A 1,354-nucleotide genomic window follows, 5' to 3' on the forward strand; every position below is an offset into this window, starting at 1 on the left:
TGGTCCGGTCCCAGGTGAGGCGGGGACGCAGCTCGGCGAACTCCTCGGCCGGGTAACGGCCCGCCAGCATGTCGAGGACCGCCTCGAGGACGCCGCGGGTGAGCGTCGCGAAGGGCGCGGCGCGACGCACGAGGCTGAGCAGCTCGTCGACGCTGATCGCGTCGAGCGCGACGATGGCGACGATCTGCTGGGCGAGCACGTCGAGCGGGTTGGCCGGGATCGCGAGCGCTTCGATCGCCCCCGCACGCATGCGTTCGACGATGACCGTGCTCGCCACGAGGTCGCCCCGGTACTTGGGGAAGAACACACCCCGCGAGACCGCACCCACCTGGTGGCCCGCCCGGCCGACGCGCTGCAGCCCGGACGCCACCGAGGGCGGCGCCTCCACCTGCACCACGAGGTCGACGGCGCCCATGTCGATGCCCAGCTCGAGCGAGCTCGTGGCCACCACCGCGGGTAGCCGGCCCGCCTTCAGGGCCTCCTCCGTCTCGGACCGCTGCTCGCGCGACACCGACCCGTGGTGGGCCCGCGCCAGAACCGCCGGCGCGTTCGCGGCCGCCCCGGACTGGGCCATCACCTCGGCGGGTGGGCGGGCCGCTCCGTTCTGACTGGGGCCGCTCTCCAGCGGATTGCCCAGCCACCGCAGGCGCTGCTCGTCCGTGGCGACGGACGCCGCTCGCTCGGCCTGCGTGGCCCCCGAGATGCGCTCGTCGGCGATCTCGTTGAGGCGGGTGGTGAGCCGCTCGGCGAGGCGGCGGGAGTTGGCGAAGACGAGCGTGGAGCGGTGCTGCTCGATGAGGTCGACCACGCGTTCCTCGACGTGCGGCCAGATCGAGGGGACCGTGCGCGGCGCGGGGTCGCCGTGCCCCTCTCCGGGGGAGGCAGCGGCCGCCGGGGCGGCGTCCAGGCTGGAAAGGTCGGGCACAGGGACGACGACCGACAGGTCCCACGCCTTGTCGGCGGGCGGCGCGACGGTCGTCACGGGTCGCCCTCCGGCCAGGAACCGCCCCACTTCGTCGAGGGGCCGCACCGTCGCTGACAGCCCGATGCGCTGGGCGGGCCGCTCGAGCAACACGTCGAGCCGCTCGAGACTGAGGGCGAGGTGGGCGCCGCGCTTGGTGCCCGCGACGGCGTGCACTTCGTCGAGGATGACCGTCGTCACCCCGCGGAGCGCCTCCCGCGCCTGCGACGTGAGCAGCAGGTAGAGAGACTCGGGCGTGGTGATGAGGATGTCGGTGGGCGCCTTCGCGAACCGGCGGCGCTCCTCGGGTGAGGTGTCGCCCGAGCGCACCGCGACCGACACGTCGGGCCGTGGTTCGCCCAGCCGGACCGCCGCGTGCCCGATGCCCACCAG

The 1,354-nt window shown here is 74.4% G+C and carries 1 protein-coding gene; it reads right to left on the reverse strand.

Going from position 1 to position 1,354, the window contains the following annotated elements; translation table 11 throughout:
• On the reverse strand, positions 1-1,354 hold a 1,354-nt coding region (locus Q1K57_RS14960), incomplete at both ends, for a helicase-related protein (RefSeq protein WP_300084078.1).

Origin of the sequence: Propioniciclava sp. (genome assembly GCF_029977985.1) — a bacterium.
Taxonomy (GTDB): domain Bacteria; phylum Actinomycetota; class Actinomycetes; order Propionibacteriales; family Propionibacteriaceae; genus Propioniciclava.